Raw genomic sequence first — 17,988 nt, 5'->3', positions numbered from 1 at the left:
AAGGTTCCCTTGCTCAGGTCAGGCGACGGGCGCGGTGGTGGGAAGGCCCGCTTGCTTCCACGCGTGGAAACCGCCCGCCAGGTCGGTGGCCCGGGTCAAGCCGAGTTCCTGGGCTTGGGCGGCGGCGAGGCTGGAGGCGTAGCCCTCGTTGCAGACCAGCACCACCGGGCGCTGCGGGTGCAGGCCGGTGAGGCGGTGCGGTCCGGCCGGGTCGAGGCGCCATTCCAGGACGATGCGCTCCACCGTGAGCGCGCCCGGGATCTCGCCGTGCGCGAGCCGGTCGGCTTCGGGGCGGATGTCGATGATCACGCCGCCATCGCGCTGGATCTCGAAGGCCTCCTGCGGATCGACGCGGGCGAGTTTCTCGCGGGACTCGGCCAGCAGGTGCTCGATCCCGTACGGGCCGGCGGCGGTCTCCTGTCGCGGTTCGGGGACGGTCATCGGGTTCCCTCGATTCGCTGTGGCGGGACGGGCGGGATCTCGGCCAGGTCGGCGTAGTAGTTCACCGGCAGCAGCGGCGGCGAGTAGGCGTGCACGCTGGCCGAGTTGACCGAGCTGACGTTGGTGACCTGGTGCGCGCGGCCGGGACCGAAACCGATCCCGGCGCCCAGGTCGTGGTGCTGGGTGCGGACCGGGCCGTTGGCGTAGCGGTAGTCCTCCCGCAGCGCGCCGAACAGCACCGAGAACGAGCCGGAAGCACCGCCGTGGTCGTGGGCGGGCGTGCCCTGCCCCGGTGCCCACGACAGCAGCCACAGCTCGACGCCCGCGGTGAGCGCGAGCTTGGCCCACCACCTCTCCTGCTCGTCGACGCGCACGATGTTCATCAGCTCGGAGGTCAGCTCGCCGGCGACGAGCCCGGTCAGGTCGCGGAGTTCGCGCGCGCTCCACTGGAGGTGGTTCGGGCGGATCAGGTCGCGCAGCAGCGGCCGGTCCAGCGCCGGGTGCACTTCGGCGTCGCCGAGCGCGGGCACCGGTGCGGTCGGGGTGTAGGCGGACAGCGGGGCGGACGGGTTCTCGGGTTGCGTGATGCTCACGGTGTCTCCAGGTGTCTTGCGGTGTGGCACCGGCACGACACGGCACACCTCCGCCGGCAGGAGCCGAAGAAGGAGAGAGGTGTTGTGGTGATTCGTCGTGCCGCGATGACGTCGGGAAGCGGGAGTGGTCCCTCGGACCGCTTTCAGCGACAGGCGGAGGCGACGACCCGGAACAGGTCGATCACGCGATCGCGGGTGAGAAACGAATCGGGCACGGGCTCGATCGTGGCACCGGATCGCCGCCGGGGCCAGGGATCCGGCGGGGTTCCCGGGATGTGGACGACCGGGATGCGCAGGGACGATCATGTTCACCCTGGCAGGCGAGTGGTCAGCGGCATCCCGCCCGCAGGCGGTGCGGTCGCGGCGGGAAGAATGTCCACCGGAGGGGTCCGCCGGAACCTGCGGCGGATCAGCGACGGAGACGAACGCCGAGTGCGCGCCTGGTTGCGCCGCCGCGGTCAGTCACGGCTGGGAGGTAGACGTGGACGACCTGGTCATCCGGATGGATGGCGTCGGTGTCCGGCGGGGCAAGACGACGCTGCTGGCCGACGTGAACTGGTCGGTCGAGCTCGACGAGCGGTGGGTCGTGCTGGGCCCCAACGGGGCGGGCAAGACGACGCTGCTGAAGATGGCCAGCACCGAGATGCACCCGACCACCGGCACCGTCGACGTGCTGGGGGAGCGGCTCGGCAAGACCAACGTGTTCGACATCCGCCCGCTGATCGGGCTGTGCTCGGGTGCCCTGGTCAACCGCGTTCCCGGTGACGAGATCGTCCGCGACGTCGTGGTCAGCGCCGGGTATTCGGTGTTCGGCCGGTGGCGCGAGGAGTACGACGACCTCGACACCGATCGGGCGGTGGAACTGCTCGACCTGCTCGGCGTCGCGCACCTCGCCGACCGCGAGTTCGGCACGCTGTCCGAAGGTGAGCGCAAGCGGGCCATGATCTCCCGCGCGCTGATGACCGACCCGGAACTGCTGCTGCTCGACGAGCCCGCCGCCGGACTCGACCTCGGTGGCCGCGAGGACCTCGTCGGGCGCCTGTCGACCCTGGCGATGGACCCCGACGCGCCCGCGTCGGTGCTGGTCACCCACCACGTCGAGGAGATCCCGCCCGGGTTCACGCACTGCCTGCTGCTGCGCGAGGGCGGCATCGTCGCCCAAGGCCTGCTCGAGGACGTGCTCACCGAGGACAACCTGTCGAAGACCTTCGACCAGAACCTCGAACTGCAGCGCGCCGGCGACCGCTACTTCGCCCGCCGCCGGTCCTGACCAGCGGGTGAGCGCCGGGTCTCGGCGCGTTGAGATCGGTGACACAGCAGTTTTCGGGTGGGGCGCGATAGCCTCCCGGCGGCAAGCGGTGGTTCGACGAGGAGGTTGCTGCGTGGGCGAGTTCGTCAGGCTTGAGGTCGAGGGTGCGATCGGCACGATCCGGCTGGATCGGCCGAAGATGAACGCGCTGAACAGGCAGATCGAGACGGAGCTGCGCGACGTGGCGATCGAGGCCGCCGAGCGCGACGACATCCGCGCGGTGATCGTCTACGGCGGGGAGAAGGTCTTCGCCGCGGGCGCGGACATCAAGGAGATGGCCGACATGTCCTACGCGGACATGGCCGCCAAGGAGCAGCGCGGGCTCTCCGACGCGATGAGCCAGGTCGCCGCCATCCCGAAGCCCACGGTCGCGGCGCTGACCGGCTACGCCCTCGGTGGTGGTTTCGAGCTGGCGCTGTCGTGCGACCGGCGCATCGCGGCGGACGACATCAAGGTCGGCCAGCCGGAGATCCTGCTCGGCGTCATCCCGGGTGCCGGTGGCACGCAGCGGCTGGCGCGGCTGATCGGGCCGAGCAAGGCCAAGGACATCATCTACACCGGCCGGTTCGTCGAGGCGCAGGAGGCGCTGTCGCTGGGCATGGTCGATGAGATCGTGCCCTCCGCCGAGGTCTACGCGACGGCGAAGCGCTGGGCCGAGCAGTTCACCGGTGGTGCGGCGCGCGCCCTGGCGGCGGCGAAGGCCGCGATCGACGGCGGTCTGGACGTGGACCTGGACAACGGTCTGAAGCTCGAAACGCACCTGTTCGCCGGGACTTTCGCGACCGAGGACCAGAAGATCGGCATGCGGTCGTTCATCGAGAACGGCCCCGGCAAGGCGAAGTTCACCGGGCGCTGACCCGGCGGGAAGCAGCGGAAGCGGTCGTGACGAGCACACCCCACCACCCGGTCCCCGGCGCGCGCCGGTCGTGCACCGCCGGTGCGCGCTAGGGGGCGCCGGTGGGGTACTCGTTCGACCTCGACGACGTGCTGTTCCTCCGCTCGGCGGAGGGCCGCGCGGCCGTCGCCGAGCTGTCCGGGCTCGCGCTGACCGGCAAATCCCGGCTGTCCGACGTCGCCGCGGCGCGGCGCCTGGTGGGTGAGCGGTTCGCCGCGGCGGCCCTGGAAACAGCGGTGCTGCGGCGCAAAGCCGAGTCCAAACTGGACGGCGGCGGCGAGTGGTTGTTCACCGACGCCGCGCTGCAGCAGGCCACGGCGAGCGTCGTCGCCCGGCACCGGGCGCAGCGCCTGGCCGGGCGCGACGTGCACGACGTGACCTGCTCGATCGGTGCCGACCTGGCTGCGGTGGCGGCGGTCGCGCGCCGCAGCGTCGGTTCCGACCTCGACCGGGTCCGGTTGCTCATGGCCCGGCACAACCTGGCCGCCGCCGGTCTCGACGCCGCGGTCGTGGAGGCCGACGCGTTGCGCCCGGTCACCCGCGACACCGTGGTGCTGGCCGATCCGGCGCGCCGCGACGAGGGCGGCAGGCGGCGCTGGGATCCCGCCGATCTGGTGCCGCCGCTGGACGAGCTCCTCGACGTCTACGCGGGACGCGACCTGGTGATCAAGTGCGCGCCCGGCCTGGACTTCGCGGCGGTGCCCGACGACGTCGAGGCCGAGGTCATCTCGCTGGACGGCGGTGTGCGGGAGGCCGCGCTGTGGTTCGGTTCGCCCGCCGACCCGACCGTGCGCCGGCGGGCGAGCGTGCTGCGCTCGGACGGCGGCGCGTGGAGCATCACCGACGCCGAGCCCGACGACTGCCCCGCCGAGGACGTGCGCGAGTGGATCGTCGACCCGGACGGCGCGGTGGTGCGCGCGGGCCTGGTGCGCCACTACGCGGCGCGGCACGGGCTCGTGCAGCTCGATCCGCGCATCGCCTACCTCACCGGTGACGTCCCGCCGCCCGGTGTGCGGGCGTTCCGGGTCGTCGAGCACGGCCGGTTCAACGAGAAGGCCCTGCGCACGCTGCTGCGCAAGCACGATGTGGGCCGGTTGGAGATCCTCGTGCGCGGGGTCGACGTGGATCCCGACGCGCTGCGGCGCAGGCTCAAACCCAAGGGTGCGCAGGAGGCCAGCGTGGTGATCACCAGGGTCGGTGACCAGGCGATGGCCTACCTGTGCCGGGCGGAACGCACCTGATCGACCCACCCCCGCCGGGCGGTGACGCGCGTCACCGAGCGGGTGCCGGTTGTGAGCGCGGCGAAATCGGGAGGCAGCGCCGCCTGCGCCTTCTCTATGCTTGTGCGGAGTATGGGTACGTCGTCTGTGAAATCCTCGCTCGCTGATCTGCGGGAACGCTTGCCCGAGCTGATGCTGCAGGACCAGCGTCGGCTGCGCCGTCGTATCGAAGGTGCCCGCAAGATCCGCGATCCCGAGGCCCTGAAGTCGGTCACCGCGGAGATCACCGGCGACGTCGAGACCGCCGAGCTGCGGGTGCGGCGCCGCCGCGACGGCATCCCCAAGATCACCTACCCGGAGAGCCTGCCGGTCAGCCAGCGCCGGGACGACCTGCTCGAAGCCATCCGCGACAACCAGGTCGTCATCGTCGCCGGCGAGACCGGCTCCGGGAAGACCACGCAGCTGCCAAAGATGTGCATGGAGCTCGGGCGCGGGGTGCAGGGCGTCATCGGCCACACCCAGCCGCGCAGGCTCGCGGCGCGCACGGTGGCCGAACGCGTCGCCGAGGAGCTGGGCACCGAGATCGGCGGCGCCATCGGCTACCAGGTGCGCTTCACCGAGCGCACCGGTGACGACACGCTGGTCAAGCTGATGACCGACGGCATCCTGCTCGCCGAGATCCAGCACGACCGGCTGCTGCGCCGCTACGACACCCTGATCATCGACGAGGCCCACGAGCGCAGCCTCAACATCGATTTCATCCTCGGCTACCTCAAGCAGCTGCTGCCGAAGCGCCCCGACCTCAAGGTCATCATCACCTCGGCGACGATCGACCCGGAGCGGTTCTCCCGGCACTTCGACGACGCACCGGTCGTCGAGGTCTCCGGGCGCACCTACCCGGTGGAGGTGCGCTACCGGCCGCTGCTGGAGGACTCCGAGGATCCGGAGGACCCCACGACCGAGGTGCGCGACCAGCCGCAGGCCATCTGCGAGGCGGTGCGCGAGCTGTGCGCCGAGGGCCCCGGCGACATCCTGGTGTTCCTCAGCGGCGAGCGGGAGATCCGCGACGCCGCCGACGCCCTGGGGCAGCTCAACCTCCGCGACACCGAGATCCTGCCGCTGTTCGCGCGGTTGAGCGCCGCCGAGCAGCACCGGGTGTTCCAGCGCCACACCGGCCGCCGGATCGTGCTGTCGACCAACGTCGCCGAGACCTCCCTGACCGTGCCGGGCATCAAGTACGTCATCGACCCCGGCACGGCGCGCATCTCCCGCTACAGCTTCCGCACCAAGGTGCAGCGGCTGCCGATCGAACCGATCTCGCAGGCCTCGGCCAACCAGCGCAAGGGCCGCTGCGGCCGCGTCTCCGAGGGCATCTGCATCCGGCTGTACTCCGAGGAGGACTTCGAGGCCCGGCCGGAGTTCACCGACCCGGAGATCCTGCGCACCCACCTGGCCTCGGTCATCCTGCAGATGACGTCGCTGGGGCTGGGCGAGATCGAGTCCTTCCCGTTCCTGGAACCACCGGACCGCAGGCAGATCACCGACGGCGTCGCCCTGCTGCACGAGCTCGGCGCGCTGGAGAACGTCAAGTCCGCGGGCGACCGCAAGCTCACCCGCATCGGCCGCAGCCTCGCCCAGCTGCCCATCGACCCGCGCTTGGCGCGGATGGTGCTGGAAGCCGAGCGCAACGGGTGCCTGCGCGAGGTGCTGGTGATCGTGGCCGCGCTGTCCATCCAGGACCCGCGGGAACGCCCGGCCGAGCACCAGCAGGCCGCCGACCAGAAGCACGCGCGCTTCGTCGACAAGGACGCCGAGTCCGATTTCCTCTCCTTCCTGCGGATGTGGGAGTACCTGCGGACCCAGCAGAAGGAGTTGTCCTCCAACCAGTTCCGCAAGCTCTGCCGCAACGAGTTCCTCAACTACCTTCGGGTGCGCGAGTGGCAGGACCTGTTCGGCCAGTTGCGCCAGATGGTCAAGTCGATGGGCATGACGCTGGCCGATCAGCCGGCCGACGCCACCCGCATCCACCAGTCGCTGCTGGCCGGGCTGCTCTCGCACATCGGGCTCAAGGACGTCGAGAAGCGCAACGGCGGACAGCGTTCCGGCCCGCCCGGGCGCGGCGCCAACGAGTACCAGGGGGCCCGCAACGCGCGGTTCGCGGTGTTCCCCGGGTCGTCGTTGTTCAAGAAGCCGCCGCGGTGGGTGATGGCGGCCGAGCTCGTCGAAACCTCCCGCCTGTGGGCTCGGATCGCGGCCCGCGTGGAGCCGGAGTGGATCGAGCGGCTCGCGCAGCACCTGGTCAAGCGCAACTACAGCGAACCGCACTGGGAGAAGGACCGGGCGGCCGTGGTTGCCACCGAGCGGGTCACGCTCTACGGCGTTCCGCTGGTGGTCGACCGCAAGGTCAACTACGGGCGCATCGATCCCGAGGTCAGCCGCGAGCTGTTCATCCGGCACGCCCTCGTCGAGGGCGATTGGGACACGCGGCACGAGTTCTTCCACCAGAACCGCGCGCTGCTCGACGAGGTCGAGGGCCTCGAGGAACGCGCCCGCCGCCGCGACATCCTCGTCGACGACGAGACGCTGTTCGACTTCTACGACCAGCGCATCGGCGCGGACGTGGTCTCGGGCAGGCACTTCGACACCTGGTGGAAGAAGACCCGCCGCGAGCAGCCCGATCTGCTCAACTTCGAGAAGTCGATGCTGATCAACGAGCGCTCGGCGCAGGTCAGCGACCAGGACTACCCGGACCACTGGATCTACGGCGAGCACCGGCTGAAGCTGACCTACCAGTTCGAGCCGGGCGCCGACGCCGACGGCGTCACCGCGCACATCCCGCTGCAGGTGCTCAACCAGATCGACCCCGAGGGCTTCGACTGGCAGATCCCCGGCCTGCGGGAAGAGCTGGTGACCACGCTGCTCAAGTCGCTGCCGAAGCAGACCCGGCGCAACTTCGTGCCCGCGCCGGACTTCGCCAAGGCCGTGCTCTCCCGCGTCGGCCCGGACGACGGGCCGCTGCTGGAAACCCTGCAGCGCAGCCTCCGCCAGCTCACCGGCGTCGAGGTGCTGAGCTCGGAGTGGGACCCGGACAAGGTGCCCGACCACCTGAAGATGACCTTCCGCGTGGTGGGCCGCCGCGGCCGCAAGCTGGCCGAGTCCAAGGACCTCGACGAGCTCAAGCTGCGGCTCAAACCCAAGGTGCGCGAGGAGATCTCGGCCGCGGCCGACGACGTCGAGCAGAGCGGCCTGCGCTCCTGGAGCTTCGGCGAGCTGCCGCGCACGTTCTCCCAGCAGCGTTCCGGGCACGCGGTGAAGGCCTTCCCGGCTCTGGTGGACGAGGGCGAGACCGTCGCGGTGCGCATGTTCGACACCGAACGCGAGCAGCGGCGCGCGCTGTGGAACGGCACGCGCCGGTTGCTGCTGCTCAACGTGCCCTCGCCGGCCAAGTCGATCCAGCGCGGCATGAGCGCGACCAGCCGCCTGGTGCTCGGCGGGAGCCGGCACGGCGATCTCGCGTCGATCCTCGACGACTGCGTGCGCTGCGCCGTGGACAAGCTGATGCTCGACAACGGCGGACCCGTGTGGGACGGCGAGGCCTACTCCTCGCTGGAGGCGAAGGTCCGGGCCGGTCTGGGCGAGTACACCGTGGCCGTGCTGGCCCAGGTGGAGCGCGTTCTGGTGGCCGCGCAGCACGTCGAAGCGGTGCTCGCCGACCGCCCCAAGGGCGTGTCGGCGGAGTCGCTGGCCGACATCCGGGAGCAGCTGGACGGCTTGCTGCACCCCGGTTTCGTCACCGAGACCGGCTTCGACCGGCTCCGCGACCTGGTCCGCTACCTGCGCGCGATCGAGCAGCGGCTCGACAAGGCGCAGCACCAGCCGCAGCGCGACCGGGAGTGGATGTATCAGGTGGACGAGGTCCGGCAGCGCTATCGGGATCTGCTGTCCCGGGTGCCGCAGGGGCGTTCGCCCAGCGAGGCTCTGCTCGACGTGGGGTGGATGATCGAGGAGTTGCGGGTGAGCTTGTTCGCGCAGTCGCTGGGAACGCCGCGACCCGTATCGGTCAAGCGCGTGCACCGCGCGATGGACAAGATCGAGGACTGAGATCGGCGCGTTCGATCGGATCAGTCCGACAATTGTCGTGGTGCGCATGATTCTCCCCCGGAGATGAGGCACAGCAGTAGAGGCACAGCAGTGCCGAAGCAGTGCCGAAGCGGTGCGATTGATGCGGAATTCGGTCCCGTGCGAGAAGTTTCGGGTCCGGTGACAAGAAGTATCCGCGATCGAACGCGCGTTCGCATCACTCAAAAGGGTGGGAGATCCAGGAAAAAACAGGCGAAACCGCGAGACGGCGAGCGAAAAGGTCGTCTCGTGAAAGGGATTCGCTCTTCGTTGGTGGCGTGCGTCGCCGGGCGAGTCCGGTCCCCGCACCGGACTTCGCGGCGGGGCGAGCGCCTCAGGGGCCTGCGGGCGAGACCGCGATGCCGAGCGCTCCGGGTCCCGTGTGGGCCCCGATGATCGCGCTGGTCTCCTCCAGCGTGACCCTGCGCACCTGCGGCAGCTGCGAGCACAGCGCGTCGAGGACCTCCTTGGCGCGGTCGGCGGCCTCGAAGTGCTCCACGCCCACGTCGACCGGGCCCCGGCCGGCGCGCTCCACGGCGGTCGCGATGGCCTTGCGCAGCGCGCGCTCCTCGCCGATGCCCTTGGCGAGCTGGTCGATGACGCCGTCCTTCATGATCAGCACCGGTTTGATCGACAGCGCTTGACCGACCCACGCCTGCGCTCGGCCGATCCGGCCGCTGCGCTGCAGGTATTCGAGGGTGTCGACGTAGAGCAGCTGGGTGGTGCTGCGCAGCCGGTGCTCCAGGACGTTCATCACGCCGTGCGGCGTGGCGCCCGCGGCGGCGGCCTCGGCCGCGGCGATCACCGGGAATCCGAGGCTGAGTCCGGTCAGCCGCGCGTCCACGACGTAGACCGGCACGCCGATCTCGGCCGCGGCGATCCGGGCGGCTTGGCAGGTTTGGGACATTCCTTCGGAAATGTGGATCGAAATGATCGCTTCGACCCCCGATGCCGCGGCATCGGCGTAATTCCAGTAGAAGGCGGGAGGAGGGGGAGGGTTGGTGGCGACCGGGACGTTGTTTCGCATTGCCTCGGCCATCTGGGGGTGCAGCACCCGTCGCTCGTCGTTCTGTTCAGCACCGACCGTCAGCTCCAACTGCACGATGGAGATTCCCAGCCGGTCGGCCACGTCGAGCGGAACGGAAGCCGTCGAATCGGTCACGATGGCGACGCGTCTTCTCATGGCGGCAAGGCTACTAATACGTAAGGTTCGTTCACATACTTTCCGGATGACCCGTTCCCACTTTTGCGAAGGGCGATCATCTTCGCCGGGCGAGGGTGAGTACTGTCACGGGTGGGACCTGGTTGCACCCGGGCTACTGGCAAGTAACATCCTCGGTGGTTGGCATCACTGTGCTTTCCCGCTGAGGGCATGGCAAGGTCAACCTAACCCGGACGGAACGCGCCGGGTCCACAAGCAGAGCCGCTGGAGGACCAGCGAGCGTCAGTTGAGTCCGCAGGAGGTCGAAGAGGGCCCATGAACATCGTCGTCCTGGTTAAGCAGGTGCCCGACACGTATTCCGAACGGAAGCTGTCTGCTGCGGATCACACGTTGGACCGCGAGTCGGCGGATGCCGTGTTGGATGAGATCAACGAGCGCGCCGTGGAGGAGGCGCTGTTGATCAAGGAGGCTCAGGGCGGCGAAGTGACCGTCGTGTGCATGGGCCCGGATCGCGCCACGGATGCCATCCGCAAGGCGCTGTCGATGGGCGCGGACAAGGCGGTGCACCTCGCCGACGAGGCGCTGCACGGCACCGACGCCCCCGCCACCGCCAAGGCGCTGGCGAAGGTCATCGGCACCGTTGAGGGTGTCGAGCTGGTCATCGCAGGCAACGAGGCGACCGACGGTCGCTCCGGTGCGGTGCCGGCCATGGTCGCCGAGGTGCTCGGCTGGCCGCAGCTGACCTTCGCGCGCAAGGTCGAGACCGACGGTTCGTCGGTGAAGGTCGAGCGCGAGACCGACGCGGGCATCCTGACTGTCGAGTCGGGTCTGCCGGCCGTCGTGAGCGTGACGGAGAAGATCAACGAGCCGCGGTACCCGTCGTTCAAGGGCATCATGGCCGCGAAGAAGAAGCCGGTGAGCGCGCTGTCGCTGACCGACGCGGGGATCGACGCCTCCGAGGTGGGCCTGGCCGCCGCCGGCTCCCAGGTCGTCGAGTCCGCTCCGAAGCCGCCGAAGTCCGGCGGTGTGAAGGTCACCGACGAGGGCGAAGGCGGCGTTCAGGTCGCCGAGTTCCTGGCCGGCGAGAAGCTGCTCTGAGTCGTTCACGGTTTTCGAGGAGGCAAATTCATGGCTGAGGTTCTGGTCCTCGTCGATCACGTGGACGGCGAGGTCAAGAAGGTCACGTACGAGCTGCTGACCGCGGCGCGCCGCATCGGCGAGCCGTCGGCCGTCGTGGTCGGCGAGCCGGGCACCGCGGGCAAGCTGTCCGAGGCCCTGGCCGGTTACGGCGCGGCGAAGGTCTACGCGGCCGAGTCCGCCGAGGCCGCCGAGTTCCTGGTGACCCCGCAGGTCGACGTGCTGGCCAAGCTGGCCGGTTCGGCGTCCCCGGCGGCGGTGCTGGTTCCGGCGTCGGTCGACGGCAAGGAGATCGCCGGTCGCCTGGCGATCCGCCTGGACTCGGGTCTGCTGTCGGAGGTCGTGGACGTCGATGGTGAGGGCGTCGCGTCGCACTCGCTGTTCGGTGGCACTTACGACGCCAAGGCGAAGGTCACCAAGGGCACCCCGGTGATCACCGTGCTGCCCGGTTCCATCGAGGCCGAGCAGGCTTCGGGTGCCGCGGCGGTCGAGCAGGTCGAGGTTCCGGCCTCGTCCGGCGCCAAGATCACCGGTCGGCAGCCGGCCGAGGCCGGCGACCGCCCCGAGCTCACCGAGGCCAGCATCGTGGTCTCCGGTGGTCGGGGTGTCGGTTCGGCCGAGCAGTTCGAGGTCGTGGAGAAGCTCGCCGACACCCTCGGTGCCGCCGTGGGTGCCTCGCGTGCCGCGGTCGACTCCGGCTATTACCCGCACCAGTTCCAGGTCGGTCAGACCGGTAAGACCGTCTCGCCGCAGCTCTACATCGCGCTGGGCATCTCCGGCGCGATCCAGCACCGGGCGGGCATGCAGACGTCGAAGACGATCGTCGCGGTGAACAAGGACCCGGAGGCGCCGATCTTCGAGATCGCCGACTACGGCGTCGTGGGCGACCTGTTCAAGGTCGCCCCGCAGCTGACCGACGAGGTCACCAAGCGCAAGGGCTAAGCCCCTTCACGCAACGAGAACGGGCCGCGCTCCACCGGAGCGCGGCCCGTTCTCCGTTCAGCGCGCCTCGTCGCGCCCCTGGCAGGCGAGCTTGTCGGCGCGTTCGTTCTCCGGGTGACCGGCGTGGCCCTTCACCCACTCCCACTGGACCTCGCCGTGACGGGAGCACTCCGCGTCCAGCCGCTGCCACAGGTCGGCGTTCTTGACCGGCTTCTTGGCCGACGTCATCCAGCCGTTGCGCTTCCAGCCGCGCATCCACTCCGTGATGCCCTTGAGCACGTAGGTGCTGTCGGTGTAGACGCGCACCACCGGGATCGGCCGGGTGAGGGCGGCCAGCCCCTCGATCACGGCCATCAGCTCCATCTTGTTGTTGGTCGTGGTCGGGTCTTTCCCGTAGAGCTCCCGCTCGTGATCGCCATAGCGCAGCACCACGCCCCAGCCGCCCGGGCCGGGGTTCCCGCTGCATGCGCCATCGGTGAAGAGTTCGACGCGCTCGGTCTGCATGCGCTGAATCTAGCCGCCGTCCCCGGGGTGATCGGGCAGCGCCGTGCGAGGAAGGTTCCCTTCCTCACTCCGGCGCTGCTGCGGGGTGTGGTGGCAGGAAGGTTCCCGTGCTCATTCGCTTGCTGGTGATCTCGAAACTGTTCCACCATTCCCGCTGTGAATCGGAACCCCGACCTCCGATCTGAGCGGCGAAGGCTCGCGGCCTCTGCGCTCAACAGCGCTGCGTTCGTTGTCACGGGCGCGGTGGGTGCGATCAACGGCATCTCGCCGCTGCTCGTCTGGGGAGTCCTCGTCGCGGGCCTGGGTGTCTTCGTCGTGGCCGTTGTGCGCTACGTCCGGCTCCGGGCAGCGGGGTGGCGGGGATGAGCAACCGGCTCACCCGATGGATCCGGAAAATCCCCTCCAGCGAAGCCGGATTCCGGATGCCCACGACCCATGCGGAATGGCAACGCTGGTCCAAACCCCGACGCCGCTGGTTGATCGCCATCGGGCTCTTCGCCGCCCTCGCCTTCGTGCTCGCGGTGCTCTCGGCACCCACTTGGGCCTTGCTCACCGCCTTCGCCCTGGCCTTCCTCAGCCAGGCGCCGTTGCTGTACTACGAACGGCGAGAAGACCACGCTGACCGGCGGGGTGACCGGGATGCGTGACTGGCTGCGCGCTTCGTCGCAGACCGGCCCACCTGGAAGTGGTGGAAGGGCAGCCCATCCCTTCTGACGTGCTGGGATGGGCGGCATCGGGGGGCCGGATGGGCTAGCACGCACCTGGCATTCACCGAAAGTTCCGGCTCCGTGTCATCCGCTGGTGTGTTGGGCGTTCGGCGCGCGGCGATACACCTGGGACATGTCCGAGACGCAGCTGCTGGCCAGCGCCGCACCGAACGCGGCGGCCGACGCCCACTACTCGCTTCTCGTCGCTCGTGACGCCGATGAGGTCCACGCCGCACAACGCCTGCGCCACCGGGTGTTCGCGGAGGAGATGGGCGCCACGGTCAAGGGCGGGGAGCTCGGCGTCGACCAGGACTCCTTCGACGACCACTGCGACCACCTGATCGTGCGGGAGGACCGCAGCGGCGAGGTGGTCGGCACCTACCGGATGCTGCCGCCCGACCGCGCCGCCTCCGCCGGAATGCTCTACTCGGAAACCGAATTCGACCTCTCCGCCCTCGACCCGCTGCGCCCCTCCCTGGTGGAGACGGGCCGCTCGTGCGTGCACCCGGATCACCGCAACGGTGCCGTGGTGAGTCTGGTGTGGACGGGAATCGCCCGCTACATGCTGCTGCACGGGCACACCATGCTCGCCGGCTGCGCCTCGGTGCCGCTGGACGATGGTGGTGTGCAGGCGGCGCACGTGTGGCGGACGGTGTCGCAGAAGCACTACGCGCCCGAGGAGCGGCGCGTGCACCCGCACCAGCCGTGGGAGCCGGGTGAGCGCGACGAGCGCTCCACGATCCCGCCGCTGCTGCGCGGCTACCTGCGCTTGGGTGCGGAGGTGTGCGGCCGGCCCGCGCACGACCCGGACTTCGGGGTGGCGGACTTCTTCGTGCTGGTCGACCTCGAACGCGCCGATCAGAGATACATGCGGTTCTTCCTCGGAGAGGCGGCATGAACCACTCGTGGATGCCGGAGTCGCCGTGCGGGCCGGAGTGCCTCCCGCCGCGTGACCCCGGCACCGAGGTCGGCCGGCTGCGGCTGGCCTTGCGCATCGGGATCACCGTCGGGCTGCTGCTGATCGGCAGCGCGATGGTGCTGGCGCTGCCGTCCTCGCTGCGGCAGCGGGCGGTGCCCAAGTGGTTCCGGATGTTGTTGCGTGGGCTGGGCATCCGCCTGGAGGTCGACGGCACGTTGAAGCCCGGTGGCGGGCTCGTCGTGTGCAACCACGTCTCGTGGCTGGACGTCGTGGCGCTGCAGGTGCTCACCCCGATGAAGATGCTGGCCAAGGTCGAGGTCCGCTCCTGGCCGGTGCTGGGCTCGCTGGCGGGCCGGGTCGGGACCGTCTACATCGACCGCGATCGGTTGTCGGCCTTGCCGGGCGCGGTGGCCACCATCGCCGATGAGCTGCGGGCGGGGTCGGTGATCGGAACGTTCCCCGAAGGCACCACGTGGTGCGGTTCGGCGAGCGGCAAGTTCCGTCCGGCCGTGTTCCAGGCGGCCCTGGACGCGGGGGCCCGGATGCAGCCGGTCGCGGTCCGCTTCCGCGACGGTCGCGGGAAGTTGACGACCGGCGCGGCGTTCCTGGGCGACACGAGCTTGGCGGACTCGGTGTTCTCAGTGGCCCGCATGCGCGGCCTGGTGGTGGAGGTCGTGGTCCTGCCGGAACTCACCGGCACCGACCGCAAGGTCCTCGCCCGGCAGGCCCAGGACGCGATCACGGGTGCCACCGGCGCACGCCGCACCCACACTGAACCCGCCGAAGCCCTCGCCGCCTGACCCACGCGGCGCAGAACCCACTACTGCCCCGGTGATGACACGGGGTCGGCCTCGGGGTCAAAAACTGCAGTTCTCGTCGGTCAAATACCGCAGTTTTTGACCGACGAAAACCGCGGTTTTTGACCCCGAGGGCTTCCTCGGCCGGGTTGCGAGGGTTCGACGGGGTCGGATGAGCGCTGCTGGTCGGGGGCCGGGTGCGCTGGTGGTGGCGTGGGGTGGGTTGTGATGCTGGTCCGTGTGGGGCGGGTCAAACCGGTCTGACCTGCGTCTTCTGTCGGACCGCAGGTCAGGCGGCGGTCGGCTTGCATTACCCTGGATGAGCGATGACTTACCTCGACCACGCCGCTACGACCCCGATGCGGCCCGCAGCGGTGGCCGCGATGAGCGAGGCGTTGACCCGGATCGGCAACGCCTCGTCCCTGCACACCTCGGGTCGGCAGGCGCGGCGGCAGGTCGAGGAGTCCCGCGAGGACATCGCCGACGCCTTGGGCGCGCGCCCCTCGGAGGTGCTGTTCACCGCGGGGGGAACCGAGAGCGACAACCTCGCGGTCAAGGGCATCTTCTGGGCGCGCCGCGCGGCGGACCCCGCCCGGAACCGGATCGTGGCCTCCACGGTCGAGCACCACGCGGTCCTCGACGCGGTGGAGTGGCTGGCCGAGCACGAGGGCGCCGAGGTCACCTGGCTGGAGGCCGACGCGCTCGGCCGCATCACCCCCGAAGCCTTCGAGGCGGCGCTGACCAGCGATGACGACGTCGCGGTGGCGACGGTGATGTGGGCGAACAACGAGGTCGGCACGGTCAACGACATCGCCGGGCTCGCCGCCATCGCCGACCGGCACGGGGTTCCGCTGCACACCGACGCGGTGCAGGCGGTGGAGACGCTGCCGGTGGACTTCGCGGCCTCGGGTGCTTCGGCGCTGACCATGACCGGCCACAAGGTCGGCGGGCCCTACGGCGCCGGTGTGCTGCTGCTGTCGCGCGACGTCAAGTGCACTCCGGTGCTGCACGGAGGCGGCCAGGAGCGCGAGGTGCGGTCCGGGACCCTTGACACCCCGAGCGTGCTGGGGCTGGCGGCGGCGGTGCGCGAGGCGGTCGCGGAGCGCGAGTCGCACGCGCCGCAGCTGGCGAAGCTGCGCGACGAGCTGATCAGCGGGGTGCGCGCGGCGGTGCCGGACGTGGTGCTCAACGGCGATCCCGGCGAGGGGATCATCGCCGGTGGGCCGTCGCGGCTGCCGGGCAACGCGCACTTCACGTTCCCCGGCTGCGAAGGCGACAGCCTCCTGATGCTGCTGGACGCCAAGGGCATCGAGTGCTCCACCGGGTCGGCGTGCACGGCCGGTGTGGCCGAGCCCAGCCACGTGCTGCTGGCGATGGGGGCCGATCCGAAGGCCGCGCGCGGGTCGCTGCGCTTCTCCCTGGGGCACAGCTCGACCGCGGCCGATGTACAGGCACTGACCGAGGCCATCGGGCCGGTGGTGCAACGAGCGCGTAGCGCCGGGTTGGCCGGGTTGCGCCGATCTTCGGCGGCCACGGCCGCCACGGAGGTGTGAGTCGTGCGAGTGCTGGCGGCCATGAGCGGTGGAGTGGACTCCGCGGTCGCGGCGGCCCGGGCGGTCGCCGCAGGCCACGACGTGGTCGGGGTGCACCTCGCGTTGTCGGCGAAGCCGGGAACGCTGCGCACGGGCGCCCGGGGGTGCTGCACGATCGAGGACTCGCACGACGCGCGTCGTGCCGCTGACCTGCTGGGAATCCCGTTCTACGTGTGGGATTTCGCGGAGCGCTTCACCGAGGAGGTCATCGAGACCTTCGTCGGCGAGTACGCGGCCGGCCGCACCCCGAACCCGTGCCTGACCTGCAACGAGAAGATCAAGTTCGAGGCGTTGCTGGAGAAGGCGATGGCTCTGGGCTTCGACGCGGTCTGCACCGGCCACTACGCGCGTCTGTCCGTGGTGGACGGTGTTCCGGAGCTGCGGCGCAGCCGCGACGAGGGCAAGGACCAGTCCTACGTGCTGGCGTCGCTGACGTCCGAGCAGCTGCGGCACTCGATGTTCCCGCTGGGCGGCTCCCTGAAGTCGGAGGTCCGCGAGGAGGCCGCCGAGCGGGACCTGGCGGTCGCCAAGAAGCCCGACAGCCACGACATCTGCTTCATCCCGGACGGCGACACCAAGAGCTTCCTGGAGAACAAGCTCGGCCAGACCCCGGGTCAGCTGGTCGACGAGGAGACCGGCGCGGTGCTCGGCGAGCACACCGGCGTGCACGGCTTCACGATCGGCCAGCGCAAGGGCCTCGGCATCGACGCCCCCGCCCCGGACGGGAAACCGCGCTACGTCCTTTCCCTGGAACCGGTGTCGGGCACGGTGAAGGTCGGTTCCCGCGATCGCCTGGCGGTCACCGAGATCGACGCGAAGCGCCCGATCTGGCCGTCGGAGAAGCCGCTCGACGGTCCGACCGAGTGCGTCATCCAGGTCCGCGCCCACGGCGGCACGGCCGACGCGGTCGCCGAGTTCGACGGCGAACACCTCAAGATCCAGCTCCGCCAGGAACTCCAGGGCGTCGCCCCGGGCCAGGCCGTCGTCCTCTACCGCCCGGACGAAGCAGGCGACCTCGTCCTCGGCAGCGGGATCATCTCGGCCACCCGGTGACGTGGGGTGGGGAAGTTTTCATGAAAACTTCCCTCCCCACTCGAACGGGAGGTTTTCATGAAAACCTCCCTCATCCTGGGGAAACCGGGGGTCCTGGGGACTTCTGTCTCGTTCTGAGGGGACAGTTTTCATGAAAACTGTCCCCCTGTGGTCGACGGGGAAGTTTTCATGAAAACTTCCCCACCCACCCCACTGACGAGGGCGGCGTGAACGCCGCCGAGCAGCGCGTTGAGCTGGGAGAGGACGACGACGGCCTCGGCGATCCGCTGGGCGTCGAGGCGCTCGGAGCCGGCGTCGAAGGCGAGTTCGTCGAGGAGCCACTGGGCTTGGCGGAGGCGCACGGCCAGTGCCGTGGACTGCTTGGTCATCGCGCCGGAATCCCCGCCAGGCGAAGGGCTTCCCGGTAGCAGGTCGGGCAGGTGTCCCAGAACCAACCGAACTCGCTGTTCTCCGCGGTCAACTCCTGCCCGCACAACGTCGTGACCTCGGTCCCCGTCGGGTACGAGCGACCACTCGGGTGCTCGTCGAGACTCGCGTGCCGCCGCCCCTCGCACGGCACCCAGTGAAACGGATACATCGGACTCCTCGGTTCTCGCCG

At 69.9% G+C, this 17,988-nt stretch carries 18 protein-coding genes; 12 read left to right on the top strand and 6 right to left on the bottom strand.

From position 1 onward, the window contains the following. Window positions 1-18: 18 nt before the first annotated feature. A complete protein-coding gene (locus BM424_RS03240; protein ID WP_093413548.1) occupies window positions 19-441 on the bottom strand; it encodes a rhodanese-like domain-containing protein in 423 nt (140 codons plus the stop codon). Beyond that, entirely contained in the window at window positions 438-998 is a 561-nt protein-coding gene (locus BM424_RS29340; protein ID WP_245775652.1) for a cysteine dioxygenase, read from the bottom strand. The genes BM424_RS03240 and BM424_RS29340 overlap by 4 nt, the downstream gene beginning before the upstream one ends. Window positions 999-1,536: 538 nt before the next feature. Between BM424_RS29340 and BM424_RS03230 the strand changes: the two genes are divergently transcribed. From BM424_RS03230 to hrpA, 4 genes are all read left to right on the top strand, one after another. Next, complete coding sequence (locus BM424_RS03230) at window positions 1,537-2,304, top strand: ABC transporter ATP-binding protein (protein WP_175547953.1); 768 nt, start codon at window positions 1,537-1,539, stop codon at window positions 2,302-2,304. A gap of 112 nt (window positions 2,305-2,416) precedes the next feature. Continuing rightward, window positions 2,417-3,199: an enoyl-CoA hydratase/isomerase family protein gene (locus tag BM424_RS03225; protein ID WP_093413545.1), complete on the top strand. Its 783-nt coding sequence runs from the start codon at window positions 2,417-2,419 to the stop codon at window positions 3,197-3,199. A 101-nt stretch (window positions 3,200-3,300) separates the two neighbouring features. Continuing rightward, window positions 3,301-4,479, top strand: coding sequence for a THUMP-like domain-containing protein (locus BM424_RS03220; protein ID WP_093413543.1), 1,179 nt, complete (start codon window positions 3,301-3,303; stop codon window positions 4,477-4,479). A 171-nt stretch (window positions 4,480-4,650) separates the two neighbouring features. After that, window positions 4,651-8,559, top strand: a complete 3,909-nt coding sequence (gene hrpA, locus BM424_RS03215) for an ATP-dependent RNA helicase HrpA (RefSeq protein ID WP_245775651.1) — start codon at window positions 4,651-4,653, stop codon at window positions 8,557-8,559. A 352-nt stretch (window positions 8,560-8,911) separates the two neighbouring features. Here hrpA and BM424_RS03210 read toward each other — a convergent pair whose 3' ends face one another. Further along, window positions 8,912-9,760: a DegV family protein gene (locus BM424_RS03210; RefSeq protein WP_093413540.1), complete on the bottom strand. Its 849-nt coding sequence runs from the start codon at window positions 9,758-9,760 to the stop codon at window positions 8,912-8,914. 294 nt (window positions 9,761-10,054) lie between these two features. On the opposite strand from BM424_RS03210, the gene BM424_RS03205 reads away from it, so the two are divergent. Beyond that, window positions 10,055-10,837 carry an electron transfer flavoprotein subunit beta/FixA family protein gene (locus BM424_RS03205; RefSeq protein ID WP_093413538.1) on the top strand — a complete coding sequence of 261 codons (783 nt, stop codon included), beginning with the start codon at window positions 10,055-10,057 and terminating at the stop codon, window positions 10,835-10,837. Window positions 10,838-10,867: 30 nt separating this feature from the next. Further along, window positions 10,868-11,818: an electron transfer flavoprotein subunit alpha/FixB family protein gene (locus tag BM424_RS03200; RefSeq protein WP_093413536.1), complete on the top strand. Its 951-nt coding sequence runs from the start codon at window positions 10,868-10,870 to the stop codon at window positions 11,816-11,818. Between the two features lie 57 nt (window positions 11,819-11,875). Here the strand turns inward: BM424_RS03200 and rnhA are convergent, their stop codons facing one another. After that, window positions 11,876-12,322, bottom strand: coding sequence for a ribonuclease HI (gene rnhA, locus BM424_RS03195; protein ID WP_093413535.1), 447 nt, complete (start codon window positions 12,320-12,322; stop codon window positions 11,876-11,878). 243 nt (window positions 12,323-12,565) lie between these two features. On the opposite strand from rnhA, the gene BM424_RS29695 reads away from it, so the two are divergent. The 6 genes from BM424_RS29695 to mnmA all read left to right on the top strand — a co-directional run bounded on the left by BM424_RS29695 (window position 12,566) and on the right by mnmA (window position 17,390). Then, complete coding sequence (locus tag BM424_RS29695; protein WP_281248670.1) at window positions 12,566-12,688, top strand: hypothetical protein; 123 nt, start codon at window positions 12,566-12,568, stop codon at window positions 12,686-12,688. Then, window positions 12,685-12,969 carry a sugar porter family MFS transporter gene (locus BM424_RS28310; RefSeq protein WP_139273993.1) on the top strand — a complete coding sequence of 95 codons (285 nt, stop codon included), beginning with the start codon at window positions 12,685-12,687 and terminating at the stop codon, window positions 12,967-12,969. The genes BM424_RS29695 and BM424_RS28310 overlap by 4 nt, the downstream gene beginning before the upstream one ends. 193 nt (window positions 12,970-13,162) lie before the next feature. Then, on the top strand, window positions 13,163-13,927 hold the full coding sequence (locus tag BM424_RS03190; protein WP_093413534.1) for a GNAT family N-acetyltransferase: 765 nt from the start codon (window positions 13,163-13,165) through the stop codon (window positions 13,925-13,927). Beyond that, window positions 13,924-14,748, top strand: coding sequence for a lysophospholipid acyltransferase family protein (locus BM424_RS03185; protein WP_175547912.1), 825 nt, complete (start codon window positions 13,924-13,926; stop codon window positions 14,746-14,748). Before BM424_RS03190 ends, BM424_RS03185 begins: the two co-directional genes overlap by 4 nt. 323 nt (window positions 14,749-15,071) lie before the next feature. Further along, a complete protein-coding gene (locus BM424_RS03180; RefSeq protein WP_093413533.1) occupies window positions 15,072-16,298 on the top strand; it encodes a cysteine desulfurase family protein in 1,227 nt (408 codons plus the stop codon). A gap of 3 nt (window positions 16,299-16,301) precedes the next feature. Further along, complete coding sequence (gene mnmA, locus BM424_RS03175; RefSeq protein WP_093413531.1) at window positions 16,302-17,390, top strand: tRNA 2-thiouridine(34) synthase MnmA; 1,089 nt, start codon at window positions 16,302-16,304, stop codon at window positions 17,388-17,390. Between the two features lie 128 nt (window positions 17,391-17,518). Here the strand turns inward: mnmA and BM424_RS03170 are convergent, their stop codons facing one another. Then, window positions 17,519-17,758, bottom strand: coding sequence for a hypothetical protein (locus tag BM424_RS03170; protein WP_093413530.1), 240 nt, complete (start codon window positions 17,756-17,758; stop codon window positions 17,519-17,521). Beyond that, window positions 17,755-17,967 (bottom strand): HC3 family zinc finger protein, encoded by a 213-nt coding sequence (locus tag BM424_RS03165; RefSeq protein WP_093413529.1) that lies wholly within the window; start codon window positions 17,965-17,967, stop codon window positions 17,755-17,757. Before BM424_RS03165 ends, BM424_RS03170 begins: the two co-directional genes overlap by 4 nt. Window positions 17,968-17,988: the final 21 nt, after the last annotated feature.

It is taken from the genome of Saccharopolyspora flava (assembly GCF_900116135.1).
In the GTDB taxonomy this organism is placed as follows: Bacteria; Actinomycetota; Actinomycetes; order Mycobacteriales; family Pseudonocardiaceae; genus Saccharopolyspora; species Saccharopolyspora flava.
This window is presented reverse-complemented; position numbering and strand designations above follow the sequence as displayed.